This window comes from Streptomyces sp. NPDC053367 (assembly GCF_044545925.1).
Lineage (GTDB): Bacteria > Actinomycetota > Actinomycetes > Streptomycetales > Streptomycetaceae > Streptomyces.
In genome coordinates, this window is record NZ_JBITYN010000002.1 from 78,139 (window position 1) to 99,700 (window position 21,562).

General features: G+C 75.0%; 18 protein-coding genes and 1 riboswitch. Of the genes, 7 read left to right on the forward strand and 11 right to left on the reverse strand.

All coding sequences use genetic code 11. The features are described 5' to 3' along the window. The first annotated feature begins 5 nt into the window (after positions 1–5). The 6 genes from ACIGXJ_RS06820 (at position 6) to ACIGXJ_RS06845 (ending at position 8,741) form a co-directional block, all read left to right on the forward strand. Positions 6–3,392, forward strand: a complete 3,387-nt coding sequence (locus ACIGXJ_RS06820; protein ID WP_399642225.1) for a BTAD domain-containing putative transcriptional regulator — start codon at positions 6–8, stop codon at positions 3,390–3,392. Then, entirely contained in the window at positions 3,389–5,239 is a 1,851-nt protein-coding gene (locus ACIGXJ_RS06825; RefSeq protein WP_399642226.1) for a BTAD domain-containing putative transcriptional regulator, read from the forward strand. The genes ACIGXJ_RS06820 and ACIGXJ_RS06825 overlap by 4 nt, the downstream gene beginning before the upstream one ends. A 102-nt stretch (positions 5,240–5,341) precedes the next feature. After that, positions 5,342–6,262, forward strand: a complete 921-nt coding sequence (locus ACIGXJ_RS06830) for a helix-turn-helix domain-containing protein (RefSeq protein WP_399642227.1) — start codon at positions 5,342–5,344, stop codon at positions 6,260–6,262. 156 nt (positions 6,263–6,418) lie between these two features. Next, the gene (locus ACIGXJ_RS06835; protein WP_399642228.1) at positions 6,419–7,390 is read left to right on the forward strand and encodes an alpha/beta hydrolase; all 972 of its coding nucleotides are present in this window, start codon (positions 6,419–6,421) and stop codon (positions 7,388–7,390) included. A gap of 18 nt (positions 7,391–7,408) precedes the next feature. After that, entirely contained in the window at positions 7,409–8,131 is a 723-nt protein-coding gene (locus tag ACIGXJ_RS06840; protein WP_399642229.1) for an alpha/beta fold hydrolase, read from the forward strand. 100 nt (positions 8,132–8,231) lie between these two features. Next, on the forward strand, positions 8,232–8,741 hold the full coding sequence (locus ACIGXJ_RS06845) for a GNAT family N-acetyltransferase (RefSeq protein WP_399642230.1): 510 nt from the start codon (positions 8,232–8,234) through the stop codon (positions 8,739–8,741). A gap of 40 nt (positions 8,742–8,781) precedes the next feature. On the opposite strand, the gene ACIGXJ_RS06850 is transcribed toward ACIGXJ_RS06845, so the two are convergent. The 11 genes from ACIGXJ_RS06850 to ACIGXJ_RS06900 all read right to left on the reverse strand — a co-directional run bounded on the left by ACIGXJ_RS06850 (position 8,782) and on the right by ACIGXJ_RS06900 (position 18,994). Then, the gene (locus ACIGXJ_RS06850; protein ID WP_399642231.1) at positions 8,782–9,678 is read right to left on the reverse strand and encodes a S1 family peptidase; all 897 of its coding nucleotides are present in this window, start codon (positions 9,676–9,678) and stop codon (positions 8,782–8,784) included. A 206-nt stretch (positions 9,679–9,884) separates the two neighbouring features. Then, positions 9,885–10,769: an energy-coupling factor ABC transporter ATP-binding protein gene (locus ACIGXJ_RS06855; RefSeq protein ID WP_399642232.1), complete on the reverse strand. Its 885-nt coding sequence runs from the start codon at positions 10,767–10,769 to the stop codon at positions 9,885–9,887. Beyond that, on the reverse strand, positions 10,766–11,515 hold the full coding sequence (cbiQ, locus tag ACIGXJ_RS06860) for a cobalt ECF transporter T component CbiQ (protein ID WP_399642233.1): 750 nt from the start codon (positions 11,513–11,515) through the stop codon (positions 10,766–10,768). The genes ACIGXJ_RS06855 and cbiQ overlap by 4 nt, the downstream gene beginning before the upstream one ends. A 6-nt stretch (positions 11,516–11,521) precedes the next feature. Continuing rightward, a complete protein-coding gene (locus ACIGXJ_RS06865) occupies positions 11,522–11,926 on the reverse strand; it encodes an energy-coupling factor ABC transporter substrate-binding protein (protein ID WP_399642234.1) in 405 nt (134 codons plus the stop codon). Beyond that, the gene (locus tag ACIGXJ_RS06870; protein ID WP_399642779.1) at positions 11,923–12,612 is read right to left on the reverse strand and encodes an energy-coupling factor ABC transporter permease; all 690 of its coding nucleotides are present in this window, start codon (positions 12,610–12,612) and stop codon (positions 11,923–11,925) included. Before ACIGXJ_RS06870 ends, ACIGXJ_RS06865 begins: the two co-directional genes overlap by 4 nt. A gap of 29 nt (positions 12,613–12,641) precedes the next feature. Continuing rightward, positions 12,642–12,829: riboswitch (cobalamin riboswitch) on the reverse strand. A 260-nt stretch (positions 12,830–13,089) separates the two neighbouring features. Continuing rightward, on the reverse strand, positions 13,090–13,830 hold the full coding sequence (locus tag ACIGXJ_RS06875; protein WP_399642235.1) for a GntR family transcriptional regulator: 741 nt from the start codon (positions 13,828–13,830) through the stop codon (positions 13,090–13,092). Between the two features lie 90 nt (positions 13,831–13,920). Next, positions 13,921–14,925, reverse strand: a complete 1,005-nt coding sequence (locus ACIGXJ_RS06880) for a proline racemase family protein (RefSeq protein WP_399642236.1) — start codon at positions 14,923–14,925, stop codon at positions 13,921–13,923. 32 nt (positions 14,926–14,957) lie between these two features. Continuing rightward, the gene (locus ACIGXJ_RS06885; protein WP_399642237.1) at positions 14,958–15,869 is read right to left on the reverse strand and encodes a dihydrodipicolinate synthase family protein; all 912 of its coding nucleotides are present in this window, start codon (positions 15,867–15,869) and stop codon (positions 14,958–14,960) included. 102 nt (positions 15,870–15,971) lie between these two features. Then, positions 15,972–17,399 carry an FAD-dependent oxidoreductase gene (locus ACIGXJ_RS06890; RefSeq protein ID WP_399642238.1) on the reverse strand — a complete coding sequence of 476 codons (1,428 nt, stop codon included), beginning with the start codon at positions 17,397–17,399 and terminating at the stop codon, positions 15,972–15,974. Further along, positions 17,380–17,700 (reverse strand): (2Fe-2S)-binding protein, encoded by a 321-nt coding sequence (locus ACIGXJ_RS06895; protein WP_399642239.1) that lies wholly within the window; start codon positions 17,698–17,700, stop codon positions 17,380–17,382. Before ACIGXJ_RS06895 ends, ACIGXJ_RS06890 begins: the two co-directional genes overlap by 20 nt. Positions 17,701–17,848: 148 nt before the next feature. Continuing rightward, positions 17,849–18,994, reverse strand: a complete 1,146-nt coding sequence (locus tag ACIGXJ_RS06900) for an NAD(P)/FAD-dependent oxidoreductase (protein WP_399642240.1) — start codon at positions 18,992–18,994, stop codon at positions 17,849–17,851. A 220-nt stretch (positions 18,995–19,214) separates the two neighbouring features. On the opposite strand from ACIGXJ_RS06900, the gene ACIGXJ_RS06905 reads away from it, so the two are divergent. Continuing rightward, entirely contained in the window at positions 19,215–21,557 is a 2,343-nt protein-coding gene (locus ACIGXJ_RS06905; protein WP_399642241.1) for a collagenase, read from the forward strand. Positions 21,558–21,562: the final 5 nt, after the last annotated feature.

Below are 21,562 nucleotides of genomic sequence, written 5' to 3' on the forward strand. Positions count from 1 at the left end.
TGCCGGTGGAACGCGTACGGTTCGCGGTACTCGGTCCCGTACGGGTCTGGCGCGGGGACACCGAACTGGACCCGGGCGGACCGCAGGAACGCGCCCTGCTCGCCCTGCTGCTCGCCCGGGCTGGACAGCCCGTCGCCCTGAGCGAGATCGTGGACGTGCTGTGGGGGCCACAGCCCCCGCGCAGCGCCCTGAACGTGATCCGCCGTCATGTCGGCTCCCTGCGCCGCCTGCTGGAGCCGGAGCTCGCCCCGCGCGCCACGGGCGCATGGCTGCTGCGCGCGGCCGGGGGATACCGGCTGCGGGCCGACAGCGCCACGTCCGACCTGCTGCGCTTCCGCGAGATGTACGAGGAGGCCCGCCGGGCGGAACCTCGTACGGCTGTCGAACTCCTCGTGGCCGCTCTGGAGTTGTGGCAGGGCCGCGTCGCCGCCGGCCTCGGCCCGGGCGCCCGCGCGCACCCGGCGTTCACCGCCCTGGAGGCGGAACGTCTCTCCGCGGCCCGCGACGCCGCCGACACCGCCCTGCGCACCGGCACCCCCGACCCCGTACTGCCCGGCCTGCGCCGCGCCGCCGCCGACCACCCCCTCGACGAACCCGTCCTGTCCCGGCTGATCCTCCTCCTCACCGCCACCGGCCGCCGCGCCGAGGCCCTCACCGCCTACGCCTGCGCCCGCGCACGCCTCGCCGACGACCTGGGCATCGACCCGGGGGCGGAACTGCGTGCCGCCTGGGAGGCGGCGAAAGGCGAGAGGGCGACGGGCGGGCCAGGCGTGCACCTCCCGGGCGGGCCGCCCGGCACGGCACCCCCCGGCGCTTCCGCCGCGCCGGACCCTGACGCCCCTGCTGCGACGGGCCCGGCCGGGCCGGACGCGCCGCGTCCCCGGGCGTCCGACACGGCGGCTCCGCACCTCCCCGGCATCCCGACCCCGTACCTCCCGACCTCGTACCTCCCGACCTCGGACCTCCCGACCTCGGACCTCCCGACCCCGTACTTCCCGACCTCGGACCTCCCGACTTCGGACCTCCCGACCCCGTACTTCCCGACCTCGGACCTCCCGACCCCGTACCTCCCGACCTCCCGCACCCCTGCCCCGTCCGGCGGCCAGGGCTCCGTCTCACCGGACCCGCGACCCAACGGGGTGTCCAGCAGGCGCCCTTCCGCCGACCCGCGGCCCGCCGGCGCGCAGGGACCGCGAGTCACCGCCGCGCCCAACCCGTCAGGACCTGACGCGTCCGACGGTCCGCCCGCACCGGCCACCCGGCAACCCCGGGCCCCCGCCACTCCACAACCCGCGGCCCCCACCCTCCCCACCCCCAACCCAGAGGCGCCCGCCCTGCCCACCGTGGTGCCCTCCCAACTGCCCCACGCCCTGCCCGCCTTCACCGGCCGCGCCGCCGAACTCGCGGACGTACGAGCCCTGCTCACCGACACGGACACCCCCGCAGGAACGGTCGTCATCGGAGCCGTGGGCGGCATGGCAGGTGTCGGCAAGACCACCCTCGCCGTGCACTGCGCGCACCTGCTCGCGGACCGCTTCCCCGACGGCAGGCTCTACGTCGATCTGCGCGGCTTCGACCCCTCGGGCGCGGTGCTGGAACCCGGCGAGGCGGTCCGCGGCTTCCTGCACGCCCTCGGTGTGCCGCCCGACCGTGTCCCGCACGGGCTGGACGCGCAGACGGCCCTGTACCGCGGCCTGCTCGCGGGCCGACGGGTGCTGATCCTGCTGGACAACGCCCGCGACACCGACCACGTACGGCCGTTGCTGCCGGGTGTGCCCGGCTGCCTCACGCTCGTCACCAGCCGCGACGCCCTGTCGGCGCTGATCGCGGGGCACGGCGCCCGGGCGATCACGCTGCGCCCCTTCGGCGCCGGCGAGGGACGCGAGTTCCTGGTGCGCAGGCTCGGGGCCGAGCGGGTCGAGGCCGAGCGGGCGGCCGCGGACGAGATCGTCGGGCGGTGCGCGGGCCTGCCCCTCGCGCTGGCCTGCGTCGCCGCGCGCGCCGCCCTGCACCCGGCCTTCCCGCTCGGGGCGATCGCCGCCGAACTGCGCGAAGCGGACGGCAGCCTGGACGCCTTCGCCCGGCCGGACGCCACCCTCGACGTCGGCACGGTGTTCTCCTGGTCCAGCCGGGCCGTGACGCCCGAGGCGGCGCGCCTCTTCCGCCTGCTCGCCCTGCACCCCGGCCCCGACCTCACCGCACCGGCCGCGGCCGCCCTGTCCGCGCTGCCGCCGCGCCGCGTCCGGCCCCTGCTCGCCGAACTGGCGGGGGTGCACCTGCTGAGCGAACCCGTCCCCGGCCGCTACGCCTTCCACGACCTGCTCCGCGCCCACGCCACCGAACTCCTCCACGAGCGGCACACCGACACCGAACGCCGCGAGGCCACGAGCAGGCTGCGCCACCACTACCTGCGCAGCGCCCACGCCGCCGGCCTGCTGCTCGCCCCGTACGCCGAGCAGACGCCCCTCCCGCCGGCGCCCGAGGGGGCGGTCCCCGAGCCGCTCGCCGACGACACCCGCGCGCTGGCCTGGCTGACCGCCGAGTACGCAGTTCTGCTCGCCGTCCTCGACACGGCCGCCGCGTCCGGGGACGACCGGGTCGCCTGTCTGCTGGCCTGGGCGCTGGAGCCGTTCTTCGACCGGCGGGGCCACTGGCACGACGGGGCGGCGGCCCAGCGCACCGCCCTCGACGCCGCCCTGCGCCTGGCCGAGCCCGCCATGGAGGCCCGCGGCCTGCGCGGCCTGGCCCGCGCGGAGGGCCGACTGGGACTGCACGAACGGGCCCGGCCCCGTCTTGCGCGCGCCCTGGAGCTGTTCACCTCCCTCGGCGACGACGTCGGGCGGGCCGACACCCACCGCAGCCTGGGCTGGGAGGCCGAACAGGACGGCGACCTCGACGGCGCCCTGCGCCACAACCGGCTCGCCCTCGCCCTGTTCCGCTCCGCCGGCGCCCACGCCGCCGAGGCCGGCGTGCTGAACTCGGTGGGCTGGTACCACGCGCTGCGCGGCGAGTACCGCGACGCCCTGAGGCACTGCTTCGAAGCCCTCACCAAGCTCCAGGAACTCGGCGACCGCTACGGCCAGGCCGCCACCTGGGACAGCATCGCCTACGCCTACCACCACCTCGGCCGGCATCCGCACGCCCTGCTCGGCTACCGCAACTGCCTCGCCCTCCTGCGTGAACTGGGCGTGCCGTACCTCGAAGGCGTCACCCTGCTGCGCCTCGGCGACACCCACCTCGCCACCGGCGACCCCGACGGCGCCCGCACCTGTTGGGAACAGGCCCTCGCCCTGCTCACCCGGCTCGGCCACCCCGACGCCGAACAGGCCGCAGCCCGCCTGGCCGGCAGGTCCGCCGAGGTGCCGCACGACCACCGCGCCGGGCAGCGATGAAGCAGCCTATCCCCGGCGCCCTGCGGTTCGAGGTGCTCGGCCCGCTGCGCGTACACACCGGCGACCGCGAGCTCGGCCTCGGCTTCCCGCAGCGACGCGCCCTGCTGGCCCTTCTCCTGCTGCACTCCGGCCGTCCCGTACCCACGCACCACGTCATCGACGTCCTGTGGCCGGCCCAGGCCCCCGTCAGCGCCCGCAACGCCGTCCGCCGGTACGCCGGTGAACTGCGGCGGCTCCTGGAGCCGGGACTGCCGCCACGCGCCCCCGGACGGCGCCTGCTGCCGCGCAACGGCGGCTATCTTCTGGAGGCCGACCGGGACGAGGTGGACCTGCTGCGCTTCCGTGACCTCGCCCGCCGGGGCGCCCGCGCCGCCGCCACTGGCCGCTCCGAGGAGGCGGTACGCGGCTTCACCGCCGCGCTCGCCCAATGGCGCGGTCCCGTCGCCATGGGCATACCCGAGGGCGTCCGGGCGCACGTCGAATTCACCGCCCTGGAGGGCGAGTTCGTCCGTACCGTCCGGATGGCGGCCGACGCGGCCCTGCGCTGCGGCCGGGCCGAGGACGTCCTGCCCGCCCTGCGCCGCGCCACCGCCCTCGAACCCCTCGACGAGCCCCTGCACGCCCGTCTCGTCCACGCGCTCACCGCCTGCGGCCGCCGCGCCGAGGCCCTCACGGCGTACGAGACGATCCGCCTCGCCCTCGCCCGCGACCTGTCCGTGCCCCCCGGCCCCGAACTGGCCGCCGCCCACGCGGCGGTCCTCCACGAGACGACGCACCCGGCCGCCCCAAGGCACTCCGCAGCCCCAGGCCACCCGGCAGCCCCACGTCGCCGCGCCGCCCCGGGCCACCCGGCCGTACGACCGGACACTCCAGGCCGGCACCGGGCCCTTCCCACCGCACAACTGCCCTCTCCCCGCACCGCGTTCGTAGGACGCGCGCCCGAACTCGCCGCACTGGCCGCGCTCACGGAGGCCACCGCCGCGCCCGTCACGGTCCTGCTCACCGGAATGCCCGGTGTCGGCAAGAGCACGCTCGCCGCGCACTGGGCGGACACCGCGTCCGCGCGGTTCCCCGGCGGCCTGCTCCACGCGGACCTCGGCGCGTCCACCGGGCGCGTGCCGGCCGCGCCCGCCGACGTCCTGGCCGGGCTGCTCGCCTCGCTGGGGATGCCGCCTGACCGTGTCCCCGAGGGGGCCGAGGCGCGGACGGGGCTGTACCGGACCCTGGTGGAGGGGCTGCGGGTGCTGGTGGTGCTCGACGACGCCGCCGACTCCGAGCAGGTGCGTCCGCTGCTGCCGCCGGCGCCCGGCTCGGTCGCCCTGGTCACCAGTCGGCGGGCCCTGCCCGGTCTGGTCGCCTCCGGTGCCCGCCCCCTGCGGCTGGAACCCCCGGACGCCGAGGACGCCTTGGCGCTGCTGGCCGAGCGGCTCGGCCCCGCGCGGACGGCCGCCGAGCCCCGCGCGGCCGAGGAGATCGTCGCCCGGTGCGGACGCCTCCCGCTGGCACTGACCGCGCTCGCCGCCTCCGGCCGGCCGGACGCCCCGCTGGAGGCACTGGCCGCCGCACTGCGCGCCGACCCCCTCGCCGGGACCGGCGCCGTCCGGGAGGCCCTCCTCGCCGCGTGCCGCGGCCTGACCCCGGAGGCCGCCGGCCTGCTCCGCCTGCTGCCCCGGCACCCCGGCGCCGGCATCGCGGCGCACGAGGCCGCCGCCCTGGCCGGTCTGCCGCAGCGCCGGGCCCGGCGCGCCCTCGGCGAGCTGGCGGACACCCATCTGCTGACCGAGCGCACCCCGGGCCGGTACACCCTGCACGAGCTGGTGCGCGCGTTCGCGGCCGGAGCGGAGTAAGGGCTTCCGGGGCGCTGTCACTGCCGTGTCACTCTTTTTGCACAGACACCGGCCTACGGTCCAGCGGGTACCGACCCACGCACGGCCCGGAGGCGACGACGGATGATGACGTCCACCCCCTGCACGATCGAGGCCGAGCCCGGCCACCGCCGGATGCCGGTCAGGCGTCTGCCCCTGGGCGTCGGCCTCGTCCTCACCGGCCCGGCGCCGGCCGCCCTGCCCGCGGAGTCCCGGAAGGGCACGACGGGATCACGCCGCCGGCTGCTCGTCCGCGACGCCGGCGAGTACCTGTTCGTGGGCCTGCGCGGCACCACCGGTGACCCCGCCGCGACGACCGGGCAGCCCGCCGAGACCGCCCTCGCACCCGGAGACGTCTGCTTCTACGACGCACGGCGCCCGCCCCTCACGGACTTCCCGGCGGGCGCCCGCGCCAAGGTGTTCCTGGTGCCCTGCGCCCTGCTGGGGCTCGCGGACGCGGACGTGCCGAGGCTGACGGCAGCGCCCGTGTCGCGGACGTCCCGGCTCGGCGCCCTGCTGTCCCCTCTGCTGTCCGACCTCGCCCACGCCGTCGCGGTCGCCCGCAGCCCGGTGGACGAGATGCTCGCCCGCAACGCCGTGAACGTGCTGGCCACCCTCGCCGCGGAACGCCTGGAGGAGGGCGCGCGGCCGGACCGGCCCCGCTCGCCCCTGGTCGCCAAGATCCTGGAGTACGTCGAACTGCACCTGGGAGAACCGGAGCTGACCCCGGAGGTCATCGCCCGGGCCCATCACATCTCGGTGCGCTATCTGCACAAGCTGTTCCAGGAACAGGGCACGAGCGTCGGCCGCTGGGTCCAGCGCCGCAGGCTGGAGGAGTGCCGTCGCGAACTGGTGCTGCGCGGCCACGGCAACCGCACGATCGCCGCGGTCGCCGGCCGCTGGGGCTTTCTGAGCGCCACCCACTTCAGCCGGGTCTTCCGCACCGCGTACGGGATGTCCCCGCGCGAGTGGCGGGATACGGCGGCCGGACCGCAGGGCGTATGACCACCGGTCGGCCAGGGCCAGGGAATCCCCCTTCAGCCTGCGGTTTCTCCGGCAGTGCACTGCCGGACAGGTGCCCGTGCGCTGCGGGGCAACTCCTGCCCGGCCGACGGAAATAGCGTGATCGGCGAGACACCACGGAAACACCTGGAGCTGTCCATGTCCGATGCCGTCCGACCGGTCGAACCGGTTCTGGAACCCGCCGCAGCCGCGTTCGCGGAGGCCACCGCCAATCCGCCCTACCTGTTCGACCTGCCGCCCGCGGAGGGCCGCAAGGCCGTCGACGAGGTGCAGTCCGGCGCCATCGCCGAGCCTGCGGTCGACGAGGAGTGGATCACCGTCCCGGGCGGCCCCACCGGAAGTGTCCGCGCCCGGATCGTCCGGCCCGCCGGCGCGAGGGGCCCGCTGCCGGTCATCCTCTACATCCACGGCGCCGGCTGGGTCTTCGGCAACGCCCACACCCACGACCGGCTCGTGCGCGAACTCGCCGTGGGAGCCGAGGCAGCCGTCGTCTTCCCCGAGTACGACCTCTCGCCCGAGGCCCGCTACCCCGTCGCCGTCGAGCAGAACTTCACCGTCGCCCGCTGGATCGCCGACCAGGACCCGGCCGGCGGCCTGGACGGCGCGCGGCTCGCCGTCGCCGGTGACTCCGTCGGCGGCAACATGGCCGCCGCCCTGACCCTGCTCGCCAAGCAGCGCGGCGGCGTCCCGCTGCGCCACCAGGTGCTGTTCTACCCGGTCACCGACGCCTCCTTCGACACCGGCTCCTACCACCAGTTCGCCACCGGCTACTTCCTGCGCCGCGACGGCATGCAGTGGTTCTGGGACCAGTACACGACCGACGAGGCCGACCGCGCCCAGATCACCGCCTCGCCGCTGCGCGCAACGACCGAGCAGCTCACCGGGCTGCCCCCGGCCCTCGTCATCACCGCCGAGGCCGACGTCCTGCGCGACGAGGGCGAGGCCTACGCGGGCAAGCTCCGCCAGGCCGGCGTCGCCGTCACCGCCGTGCGCTTCCAGGGCATCATCCACGACTTCGTGATGCTCAACGCCCTGCGCGAGACCCACGCCGCCGAGGCCGCCATCACCCTGGCCGCCCACACACTGCGCACCGCCCTGCACGGCGCCTGAGACCACGGGAGACCCGCCATGACCCAGCCCACCACGCCCACCGTCCTCCTCGTGCACGGCGCCTTCGCCGACGCCGGCAGCTGGTCCGGCGTCATCGCCGAGCTCCAGTCGCACGGCGTCCCCGTGATCGCCCCGCCCAACCCGCTGCGCGGCCTCGCCGCCGACGCCGCCTACATCGCCTCCGTGGCCGCCCAGATCGACGGCCCCGTCGTGCTCGTCGGCCATTCCTACGGGGGTGCCCTCATCACCGTCGCCGGCACCACCGAGAACGTCGTCGGCCTGGTGTACGTCGCCGCGTACGTCCTGGAGGAGGGCGAGAGCCTCGGGGAGCTCCAGGGCCGCTTCCCGCTCTCCCCGCTGGTGGACAACCTCAAGCAGTGGACGTACCCGGTGCCCGGCGCGGAGCCGGCCGTCGAGGTCACCATCGACCGGGACGCCTTCCCCTCGGTCTTCGCCGCCGACGTTCCCGCGCACGTCACCGAGGTCCTCGCCACCGCCCAGCGCCCCCTCGCCGCCGCCGCGTTCGAGGAGACCGCCGCCGCGGCCGCCTGGCGGACCAAGCCGTCCTGGGCGCTGGTCGCCGGAGCCGACCGGGCCATCAACCCCGAGGTGCAGCGCTTCGGCGCCGAGCGCGCCGGGGCGACCGTCGTCGAACTGGAGGACGCCTCCCACGCGGTGGCCGTCTCCCGGCCCAAGGAGGTCGCCGGCCTCATCCGCGACGCGGTACGCGCCACCCGCTGAGGTCTCGGACACGCGCCCCTCCGGCCGAGGGGCGCGAGCGGCCACGACGACGGAGAAAACGGGTGAGCCCCGGCCGCCCCGCGCCGTAACCTCAGCTGCCATGAGCAATGACTGGACCACGCGCGCCGAGACCCGCGCCGACATCCCCGCCGTCCGCGCGATCGAGCTCGCCGCCTTCGACACCCCGCTGGAGGCCGACCTCGTCGACGCGCTGCGGGCCGACGAGGCATGGATCGACGGACTGTCCGTCGTGGCCGCGCGGCCCGACGGCACGCCGGCCGGCCATGCCCTGCTGACCCGCTGCCACATCGGCGACGTACCGGCCCTGTGCCTGGGCCCGGTGGCCGTGCTGCCCGAGCACCAGGGGACCGGCGCGGGCGCGGCGGCCGTCCGTGCGGCGCTGCGGGCGGCCGCGGACCGGGGCGAGAAGTACGTCGTCGTCCTCGGCCACCCCTCGTACTACCCCAGGTTCGGCTTCACCCGGGCCTCCGCGCACGGCATCGGGGTGACCATCGACGTCCCCGACGAGGCCCTGATGGCCCTCGCCCTCGACCCTGGCCACCCCCTGCCCGCCGGCACCGTGCGGTACGCGGCGCCGTTCGGCATCTGAACACCGGGCGGGGCGGCAGCGCCCCGCCCGGTGCCGGGGCTCAGCGGCCGAGCAGCCGCTTCACGCGCTTGCCCTTGGCCGACTCGTCCATCGTCCTCCACAGCTCGTGGGAGCCGGTGTACGTGTACACGCCCGGGGCGCCCTGCTCGGCGCAGCCGTCGCCGTAGGACACCACGCCTATCTGGTAGACGCCCTGACGGCCCGCCAGCTTGCGGAACAGCGGGCCGCCGCTGTCTCCCTGGCAGGAGTCCTTGCCCTCGACACCCGCGCAGACGTTGACCTTCTTGTCGTACTCCGCGTAGGTGGCCTTGCACTCGATGTGCGACACGATCGGCACGTTCACCGCGCGCAGCCGGTCGGCGTACCTGGTCACCTCGGTGTTGGTGTTGCCCCAGCCGATGACCGTGGCCTGGGCGCCGGGCCGGATCAGCGCGTCCGTGCCCTCGGTGGGCAGGTGGACGGGCGCGATGCCCCGGACGGGCTTGTCGAGGAACAGGAAGGCGACGTCGTACGCCTCCTGGCCCCGGGCGTAGCGCGGGTGGACGACGATGTCGGTCACCTGGCGCAGATGGCCCTGGTTCTTCTTGGACAGCACGGTCCGGCCGACGACCGTCTCGATCTCCTTGGGCTGGGTGCCCAGCACGCAGTGCGCGGCCGTCATGACGAGGTCCGGCGAGAGCAGGCTGCCGCCGCAGAACTGGCGGTCGTAGGGGCTGCCCGTGCCCTTCTGCAGCAGCGCGGCCATGAACGGGTGCCTGCCGTCCGGCTGGGCGACGCCGCCGATGATCTGGGCGGTCGGACGGCCGTCGTCCGCCGAGGTGCCGGCGGCGTGCGAGGTGCCGACGGACGCGGCGGTCAGAGCGAGGGCCGCACCGGTCGCGGCCGCGGTCGCGGCGATCCGCCGGGCCGTCGCTCTGTGGGGGGTGGACAGACGCATGGAGGGTCTTCTCCGTTCTCCGTGTCTTCGCGGCCACCCGCCGGACGGCCCCGGCCCGGCGCCGCAACTGCGGTGCGCGCCGGGGGAGTCGCCGGCCGCGGGGGCCGATGTCGTACAGCCAGACGGGATCCGCGGAACGGAGGTTCACTCAAGATCAGGCCGAGATGTCAGCCGTTGCACCAGGCCGTACACCCTGCTCCGGCGGCTCAGCCGCCCGTCGCCGGCCGGGGCGTGAGCGCGGCCAGTTCCTCCGGGGTCCGCGGCCCCGGCTGCGTCTCGTCCAGCAGGCCCTGGGCGCGCAGCAGTCCGGCCGCGGCGATGCCCCACGGCAGCCGCAGACCGGCCTGGGCGAGGAGGTCGGCGCGGGCCAGCGTCGCGGCGACGGGGCCGGTGCGGACCCCGGCCGGGGTGAGCAGCGCCGCGTCGTCGGCCCAGCGCAGCGCGAGGTCCACGTCATGGGTGGCCATCACCACCGTGGTGCCGCCCGCGCGCAGCCCGTCGAGCGTCTTCAGCAGCCGCTCCTGGCCGTCCGGGTCGAGCCCCGCGGTCGGCTCGTCGAGGATCAGCACCCGCGGCCGCATCGCCACCGCGCCCGCGATCGCGGTGCGCTTGCGCTGCCCGTACGACAGCAGGTGCGTGGGCCGGTCGGCCAGCGCGGTGATGTCCAGCGCGGCCAGCGCCTCCGTCACCCGCGCCCGCACCTCGGCGTCGGGCAGCCCGAGGTTCAGCGGCCCGAAGGACACGTCCTGCGCGACGGACGCGGCGAAGAGCTGGTCGTCGGGGTCCTGCACCACCAGCTGGACCGTCGTGCGCAGCCGGGTCAGCCCGTCACGGCTGTACGACACCGGCTCGCCCTCGACCGTGAGCCGCCCCGCACGCGGCCGCAGTCCGCCGCTCAGCAGCCGCATCAGGGTCGTCTTTCCGGTGCCGTTGCGGCCCAGCAGCGCCAGCGCCCGGCCCTCGCGCACCGCGAAGTCCAGGCCGTCGAGCACATCGGGGCCGTCCTCGTAGGCGAAGGACACGCCGTGCAGGGCGACGACGGGGGGCTCGCCGACGGCCCCGCTCAGGGCGTCGCGTACGGCCTCGCTCACGGCAGGACCCTTTCCAGGACGAAGGTGAGGACGGTGACGGCGGTCAGCAGCGCGACGGCGCCGGCCGTGAAGGGGACGGAGACACGGGCCTCGGGCACCAGCACCCGCAGGGTGCCGTCGTAGCCGCGCCCGGCGAGCCCCGACTGCAGCCGGGCCGCCCGGTCGAAGGAGCGCACGAACGCGGTCGCGCCGAGCCCGGCCAGCGAACGCCAGGTGGCGGCCCGGGTGGTGTGCCCGAGCCGCGCCGCCTGCGCCTCACGGATCCGCCGTACGGAGTCCAGGAGCAGGAAGCTCATCCGGTACGTCACCATCGCCACGTCCACGACGGGCGCCGGCACGCCGGCCCGCACCAGGCGCGGCAGCAGATCCGACATGGGCGTGGTGAAAGCGAACAGCAGCACACCGAGCGAGGCCGCCGAGGTCCGCAGCATCAGCTCCCCGGCCCGTACGGCGCCCCCGTCGGCGAGCGTGATCCAGCCGTCCGGCCCGCCGACCTGCACCAGCAGCGTCACCGCGCCGCTCGCGCAGAAGCCGAGCGGCACCCGGTACGCACGCCACAGCCTGAGGCCGGGCACACCCGCCGGCCCCAGCAGCACGACGAGGGCCGTGACCAGCACCAGGGCCGCGCCGGGCCACGGCGGCAGGGAGATCGCCAGCACGGTCAGGCCCAGACCGAGCACGGCCTTGTCCACGGGGTGGCGGTGGCGCCAGCGGCTGCTGTGCGCCGCCACGTCGATGGGCAGCACGCGTGCTCAGCCCTGCCCGGCGCCCGAGCGGCTGTCCGCGGCGGGGGTGTCCTCGCCGGATTCCCCCTCGGACCGATCCTTCGGGTCCTCCAGCCGCGCCCGCGCCCGCGCACGCTCCTCGCCCTGTCTGCGGCCGCGGCGCAGCCCGAAATAGTACGCGAGGACCCCCGCGCCGAGGGCCGCCTGGAGGGAGAACAGCGCCGACTCGATCTCCCCGGACGGCGGCTCGTACAGCGGCGAGAACCAGGGCTCGTAGCCGGGGTCGAGTTCGGTGACGGCCGTCTCCGCCTCGCCGTCGGAGCCGGTGAACGGCTGCTCCTTGTGGTCGCCGAGGCCCAGGGCGAGCGGCAGCACCGCGAGGGCGGCGACGAGCGCGAGCAGCAGCAGGTTGATCTTCGTGCCGCGCTTCACCGGGCCACCGCCTCGTCCTCGCGGTCGTCCACCAGCACGCCGAGCCGGGTCAGTTCGCCCTTGCTGGACTGGGCGAGCAACCGCATCACCAGCACGGTCAGCAGGCCCTCGCTGACCGCGAGCGGGATCTGCGTCACGGCGAAGATGGAGCCGAACTTGCCGAGCGCGCCCAGGAACCCGCTGCCCGGGTCGGGGAAGGCGAGCGCCAGCTGCACGCTGGTCACGCAGTACGTGGACAGGTCGGCCAGGAACGCCCCGAAGAACACGGCGACCATCAGCGGCACGTCGTAGCGGCGCAGCAGCCGGTAGACGCCGTATCCGACCCAGGGGCCCGCGATCGCCATGGAGAAGGCGTTGGCGCCGAGCGTGGTCAGGCCGCCGTGCGCCAGCAACAGGGCCTGGAACAGCAGGGTGATGGTGCCCAGGACGGTCATGATCGGCGGCCGGAACAGGATGGCGCCCAGCCCGGTCCCGGTGGGGTGGGAGCAACTCCCGGTCACCGAAGGCAGCTTGAGGGCGGACAGCACGAACGTGAAGGCTCCGGAGGCGCCGAGGAGCAGGGTGCTCTCCGGGTGCTCCCTGACCTCACGGGTGAGTGAGCGCACTCCGTGGACGACGAAGGGCGCGGACGCGACGCCCCAGGCGATCGCGTGCGCCGGAGGAAGAAAACCCTCGGCTATGTGCATGGCCCGGCAGACCCTCTCCAGCACCTCGTGGATGGTTGACACGCCTTGGCCGGTCTCCTGGCTGACGGGTACCACCGCCCGAACTCCGCCTTCCCGGGTCCGCGGACGGACCCAGTGGCTGCCCGTGAGGGCCGGAGCCGGACTTCCCGATCACAGTGGCGAGGGCCGCACCGGTTTCGCACCGGATTTCCCGTTCACCAAGGCGTGGTGACACTAGTGCCCTGACCGCGACGGTGACAAGCGGCCCCCGGGGGGCGCACAACGCCTCCGGCGGGCCTCCGCCGCGCCACCTCTGCGCCCCGGCGCATCCCGCCGGGGACGCCTCGTGATCATCGTCACTGCGCGCCGGCGCTCCCCGGGGTGCGTCGGGTGGCGCTGCCCGGGCCCTCGGACGGTCCGGGCGGGACCGACGCGAGGGGACGGCTCCAGCGGGAGGGCACGCGGCGCGCCCGGCCCCCGGCCCTCAGCCCTGATTCCTCAGGACACGGCCCCCAGGTCACGCCCCGCCGTCCCGGCGGTCTTCCGCGCCCGGGTCTGCTGCGCTGCGAGGGGCTTCTGCCCGCCCTCCGCCCACAGCGAGCGCACATGGCCGAGGTGGCGGCTCATGCAGCGCTCGGCACCCTCCGCGTCCCCGGCCGCCATCAGGTCGAGCAGCTCGATGTGCTCCTCGGCCGACGGGATCAGCCGGTCGCTCTCGTCCAGCGCGGTGAGCCCGTACAGCCGGGACCGCTTGCGCAGGTCCCCGACGGTCTCGACGAGCCGGTCGTTGCCGGCGAGCGCGAGAAGCGAGAGGTGGAACCGCCGGTCGGCCTCCAGGTAGCCGATCAGGTCGTGCGCGCGGGCCGCGGCGACGATCTGCTCGGCGACGGGCCGCAGCGCCTCGAGCTCCTCGCGGGAGGCACTGCGGGTGATCCGGCCGACCGTCGGGACCTCGATGAGCATACGGATCTCGCTGTACTGGTCGAGGTCGCGCTCGTCGACCTCGGTGACCCGGAACCCCTTGTTGCGCACCGGTTCGACCAGCCCCTCGCGGGCGAGGTCGAGCATGGCCTCGCGCACGGGCGTCGCGGAGATGCCGAAGTCCTCCGCGAGCCCGGGCGCCGAGTAGACCTGCCCGGGCTTGAGTTCACCGGAGATCAGCGCGGCACGCAGCGCGTGGGCGACCTGGTCGCGCAGCCGCTCGCGGGTGGTGGCGAGGTTGCGTTGGAGGTGCCCCATGGTGTTCCCTTCGTGCCGCTGCGGATCACCAGAGTACAATGTCACGTTGTTTTCGCGGCCCTTGTGCGGCAGTTGCGGCCGGCCGGGGCCTCACAGCAGGAACCCCGCGGGGAACGGGTCGTCCGGGTCGAGGAAGTACTGCGCCGTCCCCGTGATCCAGGCCCGCCCCGTGATCCGCGGCACCACCGCCGGCACCCCGCCCACCTCCGTCTCCTCCACCAGACGCCCGGTGAACCGGGTGCCGATGAACGACTCGTTGACGAAGTCCTGGTGCAGCGGCAGCTCCCCGCGCGCGTGCAACTGCGCCATCCGCGCCGACGTCCCCGTGCCGCAGGGCGAACGGTCGAACCAGCCCGGGTGGATGGCCATCGCGTGCCGGGAGTGCCGCGCGTCGGAGCCGGGGGCCGCGAGATACACGTGCTTGACCCCGGCGATCTCCGGCTGCGCCGGATGCACGGGCCGGTCCGGCGACGCGTTCACCGCCTCCATGACCGCCAGCCCCGCGGCCAGCAGGTCCTCCTTGCGGGTCCGGTCGAACGGCAGCCCCAGCGCGTCCAGTTCGACGAACACGTAGAAGTTCCCGCCGTACGCGAGGTCGTAGCGCACCGGCCCGTACCCGGGCACCTCCACCTTGCGGTCGAGCGCGACGCAGAAGGACGGCACGTTGGTGAGCGTGACCGACTTCGCGGCCCCGTCCTCGACGGTCACGTCCACGCTGACCAGTCCCGCCGGAGTGTCCAGCCGTACGGTGGTGACGGGCTCGGTGACCTGCACCATGCCGGTCTCCACCAGCACGGTCGCCACCCCGATGGTGCCGTGCCCGCACATCGGCAGCAGCCCGGAGACCTCGATGTACAGCACTCCGTAGTCGGCGTCCGGCCGGGTCGGCGGCTGCAGGATCGCCCCGCTCATCGCGGCGTGCCCGCGCGGCTCGTACATCAGCAGGGTGCGCAGATGGTCCAGGTGCTCGGCGAAGTGGCGGCGCCGCTCGGCCATGGTGGCACCGGGCACCACCCCGACACCGCCGGTGACGACCCGGGTGGGCATGCCCTCGGTGTGCGAGTCGACGGCGTGGAAGACATGACGCGTGCGCACGAACGCCCCTTTCGGTGGGCCGGATCGGTTTCTCAGCGGTGGCCGTCGGCGACGGCCTTCTCGGTGGCCGCGCGGATCTCGGCCTCGTACGCCTCGGGCAGCGGCGTCCGCGGCGGCCGGCTGGGTCCGCCGAAGACCCCGACGACATCCATGGACAGCTTGATCGCCTGCACGAACTCGGTGCGGGAGTCCCAGCGCAGCAGCGGGTGCAGGGACCGGTACAGCGGCAGCGCGGTGTCCAGGTCGCGGGCCACGGCCGCGTCGTAGAGCTGGGCGCACGCCTCCGGGAAGGCGTTGGGGTAGCCGGCGATCCAGCCGACCGCGCCGGCCACGGCCAGTTCCAGCAGCACGTCGTCCGCGCCGATCAACAGGTCCAGCTCCGGGGCGAGTTCGGCGATCCGGTAGGCCCGGCGCACATCGCCGGAGAACTCCTTCACCGCCACGATCCCCGTCTCGGCGTGCAGCCGGGCCAGCAGCTCCGGAGTCAGGTCGACCTTGGTGTCGATGGGGTTGTTGTACGCGACGACGGGCAGTCCGGCGCGCGCGACCTCGGCGTAGTGGGCGGTCACCGCCCCCTCGTCGGCCCGGTAGGCGTTCGGCGGCAGGAGCAGCACGCTGCCGCAGCCCGCCTCGGCGGCCTGATCGGCCCAGCGCCGCGCCTCGGCGCTGCCGTACGCGGAGACGCCCGGCATCACCCGCGCCCCGTCGCCCGCGGCCTCCACGGCCGTACGGACCACCTGGGCGCGCTCCCGGTCGGTCAGGGTCTGGTACTCGCCGAGCGAGCCGTTGGGCACGACACCGTCGCAGCCGCTCGCCACGAGCCGGCTCACGTGCTCGGCGTAGGCGTCGTAGTCGACGGAGAGGTCCTCGCGCAGCGGCAGCGCGGTGGCGACCATGATGCCGCGCCAGGGACGTTCGGCGTTCCAGGAGCCGGTGGTGCTCATCGGGAGAACCCTTCTGTGGTGGGAGGGAGGTGAGAGTGCGGTGGTGCGGTCGGGCGGCCCGCGAGAGGGCCGGCTTGCGGTGGCCGGGCGGGCGCGTCCGGTTCACGGCCCCGGTTCGTCCTGCGCGGGCCGCTCGGCGAGCGAGGCCAGCGCGCCGAGCGGCACGGGCGCCGCCAGCGGACGGCGTTCCGGTGAGGCCGGCAGGCCCGAGCCGGCCGCGAGGCAGGCGACCGCCGTGCCGCACATACGGCCCTGGCACCAGCCCATGCCCGCGCGGGTGAGCAGTTTGACGGTCCGGGCGTCACCGGCCCCCTGCCCGGCGACGGCCTCGCGGACGCGGCCGGCGGTGACCTCCTCGCAGCGGCACACGTCCGTCGCGTCGTCGAGCCAGCCCGTCCAGCCGGGCCGCGGCGCGTGCACCGCGGCCATCAGGCCGGCGAAGTCCCGCAGCCGGGCCCGTTCGCGCCGCAGCCGCCGGAGCCGGGACTCGGGAAGCGCCCGCCCCCCGAGCCGGGCGGCGGCAGCGGCTCCGGCGAGCTCGCCCTCCAGCAGGGCGAGGCGCACCCCGCCCACGCCGCCGGTCTCGCCCGCGGCCCACAGACCGGGCACCGAGGTCTCCTGGTCGCCGTCGACGGCCAGCGCGTGGGTGCCGTCCGGGGTGCGGCGGGTCGCGCAGCCCAGTGCCGTGGCCAGGTCGACCTGCGGGACCAGGCCGTGCCCCACCGCGAGGGCGTCGCAGTCGATACGGCGGCCCGACCCCCGTACGGGCCGCCAGTCGCGGTCCAGCCGCGACACCGTGACGGCCTCCACCCGGTCCGTGCCGTGCACGCGGGTGACCGCGCTGCGGGTGCGCACCCGGACCCGGTGCCGGAGCAGGGCCAGGGCGTGCGGCGCGGCCTCGGACAGCTTGCCCGCTGCGAGGACGTACGGCCGCCGGGCGTAGCCCAGGTAACCGGAGGCCTCGACCAGCGCCGGAACCCGCGCCCCGGCCGAGGCGAGCGACGCCGCGACGGCGAGCAGCAGCGGGCCGCTGCCCGCGACGACGACCCGGCGGCCGGGCAGCACGAGCCCCGACTTCAGCAGGGCCTGCGCCCCGCCCGCCCCGACGACGCCGGGCAGCGTCCAGCCGGGAAAGGGGAGTTGGCGCTCGTACGCCCCGGTGGCGAGCAGCACGGTCCGGGCGCGGACGGTGACCGGGCGGTCGTCGTCGGCGACCGCGTGCACGGTGAAGGCGTCCGGCTCACGGGCCACGGTCCACACCTGGTGTGCGGGGAGATGGTCCGCCGCGCTGTCGGCGAGGCGGTCCCGGAGGCCGGCGTAGGCCCGCCAGCCGTGGTGGAGCGCCTCGGGGCGGGCGGCGCCGAGGCCGGGGGAGGGGTGCCGGTAGTACTGCCCGCCGGTCTGCACGCTCGCGTCCAACAGGGCTACCCGCAGGCCGAGTTGGGCCGCCGTGACCGCGCCCGCCAGACCCGCTGGGCCCGCTCCGATCACCGCCAGGTCGTACACCGGGTCAGACGGCGAGGTCGGCATGACCGTGTCCCTCCTGGGTGGTGACGGTGTCACCGGGGCGGGCCGGGACCAGACAGGCCCGGCGGTTCGGGCGGCCGTTGACCGTCACCAGGCAGTCGTAGCAGTGCCCGATGCCGCAGAACGCGCCCCGCGGCCGGCCGCCCACCCGCGTGGTGCGCCAGGCGAGCACCCCCGCCGCCCAGAGCACCGCGGCCACGGACTGGCCGGGGAGCGCCGCGAGGGGCCGGCCGTCGAAGCTGATCTCGAACGCGGACTCCGGTGCCGCGCCGACGAGTTCGGCGGGACTGCGGTCGCGCGCCATCACGTGCCTCCTTCGGATGCGATACGGGTACCACCCGGGTGCCGGTGCCGGTGCCGGTGCCGGTGCCGATACCGGTACCGGTTGCGGGGCGAGTGCCGGTGCGAGCTCCGGGGTGAGCTGTTGTGCGAGCTCCGGTGGCGACATGGCCTCACTCGAACCGCTCCGGACCGAACGGACGGATGTTCAGAGGGAGTTCGCCTCCGGAGACCAACGCGGCGATGATCTGTCCCGTCGCCGGGGCCAGCCCGATCCCCGCTCCCTCGTGGCCGCAGGCGTGCAGCAGGCCGGGCCGGCGGGGGTCGGCGCCGATGGCGGGCAGATGGTCGGGGAGGTAGGGCCGGAACCCGGAGTAGGTGCGCATCGCGCGGACCGGGGCGAGGACCGGGAAGAGCCGTACCGCCTGCGCGGCGAGCCGCCCGAGTGCCTCCACGGAGAGGGTGCGGTCGAAGCCGACCCGCTCCCGGCTCGCGCCGATCAGCACCGGACCCGCCGGGGTGCCCTCGACGACGGCCGAGGTCTGCAGCGCCGCCGAGTCGCTGGCCACGTCGGCGACGTAGTCGGCCGCGTACACCTTGCGCCGCACCACGCGCGGCAGCGGCTCGGTGACCAGGACGAACCCGCGCCGCGGCCGCACCGGCAGGGCGACACCCGCCAGCCGGGCCACCTCCCCGCCCCAGGTGCCGGCCGCGTTCACGAGGTACGGGGCGTGGAGTTCACCGGAGGGTGTCCGCACGCCCCGCACCTCGCCGCTTGGGCCGGTGAGGACGGCGGTGACCTCCTCGCCGAGCCGGAGCCGCACCCGGTCCCCACCCGCGCGCAGCAGATGGGCCGCGGCGAGGGCGGGCTGTACCTGGGCGTCCTGGGGGTAGTGGACGCCTCCCGCGAGATCGGGGGCCAGATGCGGTTCCAGCTCGGCGAGCCGGTCGGCCGGGACGTCCTCGGCGACGACACCCGCGGCGCGCTGCCGGTCGGTGAACTCCCGCAGCGCGGCCAGGCCCTTGTCGGCGTCGGCGACGACCAGGCCGCCCTTGGGCTCGTACTCGACGGCCGGCGGCAGCAGGCCGGCGAGCTCGCGCCACAACCGGGAGGAGTGCAGGGCCAGTTCGAGCTCGGGGCCGGGTTCCTTGTCGGAGACCAGGAGGTTCCCCTCGCCCGCCCCGGTGGTCCCGCCCGCGACGGGGCCACGGTCGACGACGGTGACGCTGAGGCCGGCGCGGGCGGCGTAGAAGGCGCAGGCAGCGCCGACCACACCCGCCCCGACCACGATGAGATCCGCAGAGTGTCTCGTGGGCACCCCAGTAATATTTCACATTGCACTGGGGCTGCCAAGAGAGATGAGGGTCCGAGTCCGCTGACGCTCCGTCATGTAGCCGGTCGGTGCAGGGGGGTTGTCAGTGCAATTTCACATTACTACGTTACGTATCACATGGCGCCGCCCGGTTCAGCGCGGCGATCCCTTTCCGCGGCGGCGCCTCGCAACCCCCCATTCACCCCACTCCCCACAGGAGTCATCGGTGTTCCTCACGAGAACCCGGCACCACTCCCGCGCCCTCGCCGGACGGCGGCGCATATCCCTGCTCACGGTCGCGACGGCCCTGGCCGTCGGCCTCACGGGCCTGCCCGGAGCACACCCGGCCACCGCCAACTCCCCACTCGCGAAGGCCCCTTACGGCGGCGGGGGAAGCGACCGCGACCACGTCGAGCACCTGGCCGCAGCACCCCGTACCACCGCCCCACGGCTGCCCGCCCCCGGCGGAACCCGGGCCGACGGACGCCTCCGCGGGGCCGCGACGCCCCTGCGCGGGGACTCCGCGCGGACCCTCGCGCCCTGCACCCTCGACGGTGTGACCGGGCTGACGCCCGAGCGGTTCGCGGACTTCCTCACCGACCCGGCCGTGACCGCCGACGGATGCCTGCGCACGCTGATCTGGTCCTGGGACGGACGCCTGGCGCCCGTGATGTCCGACGCGCACGTGCAGGCGGTCTCCCGGCGGGCGGCGACCCTCGCCCCGGCCCACGACGGCGCCGACGGCAGCCATCTGCTGGAACTGTTCACCTATCTCCACGCGGTGGCCTACCACGACTTCTCGCGCCCCGAGATCGACGTCACCGACGCCCCGACCGTCGCCGCCATGCGCCAGGCCGTCGACGCCCTCGGTGCCGCCCCGCGCACCTTCGACGCCACCCGCGCCAACGCCGAGACGCTCCGCGAGGCCCTCTACGCCGCCGGCGCCCCGGGGCTGCGCCAATATCAACTCCCCCTCGTCAAGCGGGTCCTGGCCACCATGGGCCCCGGCCGCGGCACCGCCCAGGACACCGCGTGGGCCGGCGCCGCGCTCGCCGCGCTGTCCCTGAACTACCTCGGCGTCTACCCCGGCAACCGGGACACCGCCTTCCACGACGCCGTCGTCGCGGACCCCTCCTACCGGGCCGCGTTCCGCGCCTTCGCGACGTACACCCATCTCAAGGACCGGCCCAACGCCTGGGTGGTGCGTGACGCGCTCGGCGAGTACGGCCGCTTCGGGCAGATCGACCGCCTCCGCACCGAGACCGTCACCGGGCTCGGCTCCCTCCTCGACACAGCCGCCCGCAACTTCGGCGACAGCAGCGCCCCTTGGGCCAAGGTCGCGAGCTGGCTGATCGAGTTCGGCGCCTGCGCGCCGTACCGCGTCTGCCGCGACGACATCGAACGCCGCCTCTTCCCGAGCACGTTCGCCTACGACACCGACGGCCGCGGCGACGCCATACGGGTGCGCACCGGCCTGGACCGGGCCACCGTCGACCAGCTGTACTACGCGAGCAAGCAGGTCAAGGCCCAGTTCCACCGCGTCCTCGGCACCCTGCAGCCCCTGCCGGGCGACACCAACACCGCTCTGAACGTCGTCCTGTACGCCTCGCGCGCCGACTACGAGAACTTCCACCCGCTGCTCACCGGCATGGGCACCGACAACGGCGGCATCTACATCGAACGCGGCGCCACCTTCTACACCTACCAGCGCCGTGTGCCGCAGGACTCCTCGCTCACCCTGGAGGAGCTGTTCCGCCACGAGTACACCCACTACCTCAACGGCCGCTGGGCCGTGCCCGGACTGTTCGGCGAGGGACCCTGGTACCAGGGCGACCGCACCACGGCCATGGACGAGGGCACCGCCGAGTTCTTCGCGGGCGCCACCCGCGACGACGGCGTCAAGGTGCGCGCCTCGCTGGTCAGAAGCATCATGCGGGACACCGCGAACGGCGGCCCGCGCATGAGCGTCGACCGGCTCCTGCACGCCACCTACGACGGCGACGGCTTCCGCTTCTACTCCTACGCGGGCACGTTCTTCAGCTTCCTGTGGCTCGAACACCCCGGCCTGCTCAAGGAGATGTACCGCCACCTGCGCGCCGACGACCCCGCCGCCTTCGACGCCTGGCGTGACCGGACGGGCCGGGACACGGCGCTCCAGCGGGAGTACGACGCCTTCCTCGACGAGCAGATCGCCCGGGTCGACGACCTGTACGTGCCCGCCACCCGGCACATCCCGCTCGGGGAGCTGAGCGCCGCCGGCGTCGCGGACGTACGGGCGTCGTTCGCGGCCGGCACCTATATGACGCCGGAGTGCACCGCCGGCGGCGGCACGGACCGGCCGCGGTTCGTCTGCACCGGCCGGATCACCGCGAACCTCACGGACGCGGGCGACGCCGGCCGGGTCTTCGCGGACATGGCCGAGACCGTCGACTACTTCATCCTCGACCGGAGCCTGCGCGGGGTGAACAACCTCGCCGACATGAACTGCTCGTTCGGTGAGGTCACCCTGTGGTCCACCGGCCGGGCGGGCACCTCCGACTACCGCTGCGAGGGGCCGCTGCGGCCCTGACGTCC